Origin of the sequence: Moorena sp. SIO2C4, assembly GCF_010672485.1 — a bacterium.
GTDB classification, from domain to species: Bacteria; Cyanobacteriota; Cyanobacteriia; order Cyanobacteriales; family Coleofasciculaceae; genus Moorena; species Moorena producens.
In genome coordinates this window covers 1-4345 of sequence record NZ_JAAHGN010000639.1, presented here as the reverse complement: position 1 = coordinate 4345, position 4345 = coordinate 1, and the positions used below count along the sequence as shown (strand labels likewise).

The 4345-nt window shown below is 44.3% G+C and carries 4 protein-coding genes and 1 pseudogene; 3 read left to right on the top strand and 2 right to left on the bottom strand.

What is annotated here, in order from left to right:
• The first annotated feature begins 174 nt into the window (after window positions 1-174).
• From F6K20_RS26170 to F6K20_RS26160, 3 genes are read left to right on the top strand one after another with little or no spacing between them, the layout of a single operon-like run.
• Complete coding sequence (locus F6K20_RS26170; RefSeq protein ID WP_008182953.1) at window positions 175-1077, top strand: hypothetical protein; 903 nt, start codon at window positions 175-177, stop codon at window positions 1075-1077.
• A gap of 37 nt (window positions 1078-1114) precedes the next feature.
• Window positions 1115-2959 carry a pentapeptide repeat-containing protein gene (locus F6K20_RS26165; protein ID WP_008182955.1) on the top strand — a complete coding sequence of 615 codons (1845 nt, stop codon included), beginning with the start codon at window positions 1115-1117 and terminating at the stop codon, window positions 2957-2959.
• Window positions 2940-3179, top strand: a complete 240-nt coding sequence (locus F6K20_RS26160; protein WP_287249356.1) for a hypothetical protein — start codon at window positions 2940-2942, stop codon at window positions 3177-3179. The genes F6K20_RS26165 and F6K20_RS26160 overlap by 20 nt, the downstream gene beginning before the upstream one ends.
• 169 nt (window positions 3180-3348) lie before the next feature.
• On the opposite strand, the gene F6K20_RS26155 is transcribed toward F6K20_RS26160, so the two are convergent.
• Window positions 3349-4062, bottom strand: a complete 714-nt coding sequence (locus F6K20_RS26155; RefSeq protein ID WP_044492821.1) for a DUF2259 domain-containing protein — start codon at window positions 4060-4062, stop codon at window positions 3349-3351.
• Window positions 4063-4195: 133 nt separating this feature from the next.
• Window positions 4196-4345: pseudogene (locus tag F6K20_RS26150) on the bottom strand (DNA-binding protein); the annotation flags it as partial.

Here is a 4345-nt window from a genome sequence, read left to right as displayed (position 1 = left end):
CGCCCTCTTCAGTAAGCAGCAAGACTACCGCAATTTAACAGATCACTTATTGATGCAAAGCGCGAGTAGGGGTTTCTCCCAAGACCGCTTAGGTGCGCTTGACCCGTAATTAAATTCGCCACGGGTCGCACCTCTGCATCGCTTTACCCAATTTCTTGCTTGCAGCGGTTAAAGATGACCAATTACCCCTTAATTAATCTCTTACTACCAGCTGTAGTTATCTCCAGCACGATATTTTCTAGTTTGACCTTACCGTTTGTTTTCAACAAATCAAAACCAATCGTTGTTGAAGTTAAACCGTTTTTCAACGTCGAACTTAAACCTATCTTCCATGAAGACCATAAGGATTTAGCAATTCCTTATCTTGGCGTTGCCATCCTAGTGAGTGTGTTAGCTGGTCTTGGCACTGTTGAAGTGGGAAGGCAATGGCAAAAATACCAAGCATCAGTCAGAGAAAACAACAGACAACTCCTCCAGCAGATCCAATCCCTCAACCAAGCCGAATCCGAACCAGAGGATGAACCAGATGTTCCAGAATACCAACCAGATGTTTCAGCAATAGCTCTTACCCAGACCGATGATTGGGTCAGAGGTCGAGCACTAACTCCTCCTAACACTCAATCGTTTGCTGTTGAACAACCCTATGGTGTTGTTGCAACCAATAAAGTTATTCAGTTTAAACGGAATAGAGTAGCTCAAACTAGAGGGATGGCTGTAAATGCCAACCAACTCAAGTTTTACCCTGAATCCCAAAACAATAATTCAGTTCAACTCGGAGCTTCCCCTGTTCCTGCTCTTGCTCTCCTTCAGGATTTGGAATTATCCTCCAGTCATATTATTAAATCCCGTCAGGATTACCAAATCTGCTGGATTAACGTACCTCATTTAAGCAGACGCTTATTAGCCATTAACGTTGATGGTCAATACTACAGTTTTTTACGATTAGAAAAAACCCAAGAACAACTGATCGCTATCTTGTCTAAGGTAGCTGATCAGCTGGATAAAATAGTAATTACTCATATCGATAAAGGCTATGTAATTTGGAATTGGGAACAGGAGGTATTATCTAATAATTAATTTGGAATATTTTTAAATTTAAACTATCGTAAACAATATGAATACTGAGGACATTCAGTCACAATATTCTCTTGGGGAAAGAGATTTTAGTGGAGCTGACTTAAGTCAAGTCAACCTCAGCCAGGTAAATCTGGAACGGGTAGTTTTATGGCGAGCCGACCTGAGTCAAGCAATTCTTACTGGCACTAATCTCAGTAGCGCTGATCTCTGGGGAGCTAATTTGAGGGAAGCCGACTTAAGTCAAGCTGTTCTATGTGGTGCTAATCTGGGTCAGGCAGACTTGAGCGAAGCTATTCTACACTTAACTAACCTCCATACTACACTATACAATTTTTCCACTCAGTTTCCGCCAAATTTCGACCCTACCAAGGCAGGAGCTTATTTAATTGCCCCTGAGGCTTTACTAACAGAAGCTAAATTGAGTGGGGTAGATCTCAGTGATACCAATTTAAGCGGTGCGAATTTGACTAGAGCTGACCTGTGGAAAACTAACCTCAAAGGCGCTGATCTCAAACAAGCTAATCTAACCCGTGCTTGCTTGATTGGGGCTGACTTACAGGATGTTGACCTAACAGGAGCTAATTTGAGCCGCTCCAATCTGATGGGGGCAAACCTGAAGGGTGCTAAGCTTCTAAATGCAACCCTGAGCGGTATACTCTACGACGAAACCACTCAGTTTCCTGAAGATTTTGACCCAGTGAAGGCAGGAGCACATTTAATTGCTCCTGGTGTATCTCTACCAATGGCTAACCTGAGTCAGTCAAACCTCAGTGGCGTGGACTTAAGCGAAGCAGACTTATCCCAAGTTGACCTGAGTCAGGGTCACTTTTTTGGTATATCTTTGCTTAGAGCTAATTTAAGGAAAGCCAATTTAAGAGGAGTTCAATTCTGGGAAGCGGATCTACGAGAAGCCGATCTACAGGAAGCGGATTTGCGGGGAGCGGACTTATGGTTGAGCCTAATTAGTGGCGCGGATTTCAGGGGAGCAGATTTAAGGAGAGTTAACTTGTTTGGAGTAGATCTGTCGGCCACTAATCTCGAAGGGGTTAACCTCAAAGGAGCAATTTATAACCAACAGACTCAATTTCCTGAAGATTTTGACCCCACAGCCCATGGCGCATATCTCATTGCTCCGGATGTGTCTCTGTTTGGGCTAAATCTTCAGAGGGCTGACCTCAGAGGAGCTGACTTGAGTAGGGCAGATTTGAGCAAAGTCAGCCTGTTCGGGGCAGATCTTTTCTCGGTTAATCTCGAAGGAGTCAATTTGCTCGGAGCGCTCTACGATGAAGCCACTCGATTTCCGGAAGGGTTTGACCCCAGCCAACACGGAGCCTACTTAATTGCCCCCGGTGTATCATTTTCAGATCAAGAGTTAAGTGGGACTGATCTCGGGGGAGCTAACTTGAGTAAGGTAAATTTGCTTGGTGCAGATCTGCGCTGTGCTAATCTCGAAGATGCTAAATTTGAGCGATCGCTCTATAACCAAACTACTCAATTTCCGGAAGGGTTTGACCCTAGTAAGTTGGGAGCATATTGCATTGTGCCTGTTGCTTCCCTGTCAGGGAAAGATTTGAGTGGAGTCAACTTAGGAGGAGTTGACCTTAGTCAAGCTGACCTAAGTGGGGCTAATCTCAGTCAAGCTGACCTTTGGGGGGCAAACCTGAGTCAGGCAAACTTAGCAGGGGCTAATTTGACAGGTGCTGACCTGTTAGGGGCAAATTTAATTGGTGCTGACTTAACCAAGGCCACTCTAAGTGGTGCTAATCTCCATGGGGCACAACTTAAGGATGCTAAACTAGCTGGGGTAGACCTGAGTGATGTTGACTTGAGCAATACCTTTATCAGTGGGGCAATTATGCCTGATGGTACGCTTCACCGCTGAGCTGTTAGAAGGCAAAAGGCAAGCCTTCAGCTATCAGCTATCAGCTATCAGCTTATGCGCTACGCGCACGCTACGCGAACAGCTTATGGGGAAAGTCTCAGCGTCGTTCGCACAGCGTGGCCATTCGCGTAGCGTGGCCGAAAGGCCAAGGCCAAAGCCTGTGCCACAAAGCATCTCAAGTAGCGTGGCCAAGGGCTTTTCCCCAGACTTTAAATTCTGATTAATCTCGAACTATTAGGTGCGACCCGTGGCGAATTTAATTCTTAATGGGTCAAGCCCACCTTTAAATTATCATGTTTGCCCACGCTACGGAAGGTTTATTTTGAGCTGTTCGCGAAGCGTGAGCTAAAAGCTCACGGCTGACAGCTGACGGCTGAATGCTACGTAGTTTAGATGGGAAAACTCTGAACAAAGGTTGTCTGAAAGTCAGCGTTATAGGTGGCTTGGTGGAGATTGATCAGTACAACTATGTTCTGTCTATTGGGGGATAAACGAACTTCTCTGATGGAATATTTCCTGATAGCTTCACGGTAATTGTTCAGTTTACCTAGGGTCAGTTGGCGATAATTGTAATTCATGACTAGCTGCATTGAAGCCCGGTCTATATCAGACATTCCTCCAGATAAAACCGAGGGAATATAAATTTGTTCTAAACGAATCTCTAGTGGGTCTTTTTCTTTATCCACCAAGACCTTAACCGTCTCAGTGCCATTAGGTTCAATGGAACGCTCAATAATTGGCAGTTTTAGTCCTACTTTTAGTTGATTGAGTCCTAAGCTCCGTCTTATTCTTTGGGTTTTCCTTAGTAAGCTATCTTCAGCGTCTTTAGGAGTGAGATTGGAATCCGAGTAGTTATAGTTAGTTTCTAGACAACCCTTCTTGACACAAGCGTTAGTGGCTACATCGATAATTTGGATTTTGGCAGTAGGAACCTTTGTGACATGGTTTCTAGCACTTTCCAGATAAATATAGTTGCGGCTATCTACGGAAAAACCTGACAATCGACGATTGGTTTTGACAATAAGTGCTAATCCCTCCTCCCCAAGCAATAGTAGGAAGAAGCTAGCAATCAACAAACTTGAATATAAATAAAAGCGTTTCATCCGATCACCCATACCCTTTCGACTTCCCTAATCCTTTAATTGGTATTTTCCATACCAGTGAGGATGTTTCTCTGGAGTATAGCGTTTCCTAGTCTAATCAGGTAGATGTCTAGTCAGGTAAGCTGTTACCAAATCAAATAACTTTAAAATCAGAGATAGTCTCAATCCACACCCTTGCTCCACATTTGAGGGGATCATCGGGGCGATACATCACTCGACAGGGGCCCATTGACTTCCACGGTATGACCATAAGTGTTTTGAGAGCCTCGTTTGACGGTAATCA

Excerpts from the sequence above, each read along its gene's own strand:
- F6K20_RS26170 (WP_008182953.1), top strand. The coding sequence starts at position 175 with ATGACCAATTACCCCTTAATTAATCTCTTACTACCAGCTGTAGTTATC.
- F6K20_RS26165 (WP_008182955.1), top strand. The coding sequence starts at position 1,115 with ATGAATACTGAGGACATTCAGTCACAATATTCTCTTGGGGAAAGAGAT.
- F6K20_RS26160 (WP_287249356.1), top strand. The coding sequence starts at position 2,940 with ATGGTACGCTTCACCGCTGAGCTGTTAGAAGGCAAAAGGCAAGCCTTC.
- F6K20_RS26155 (WP_044492821.1), bottom strand. The coding sequence starts at position 4,062 with ATGAAACGCTTTTATTTATATTCAAGTTTGTTGATTGCTAGCTTCTTC.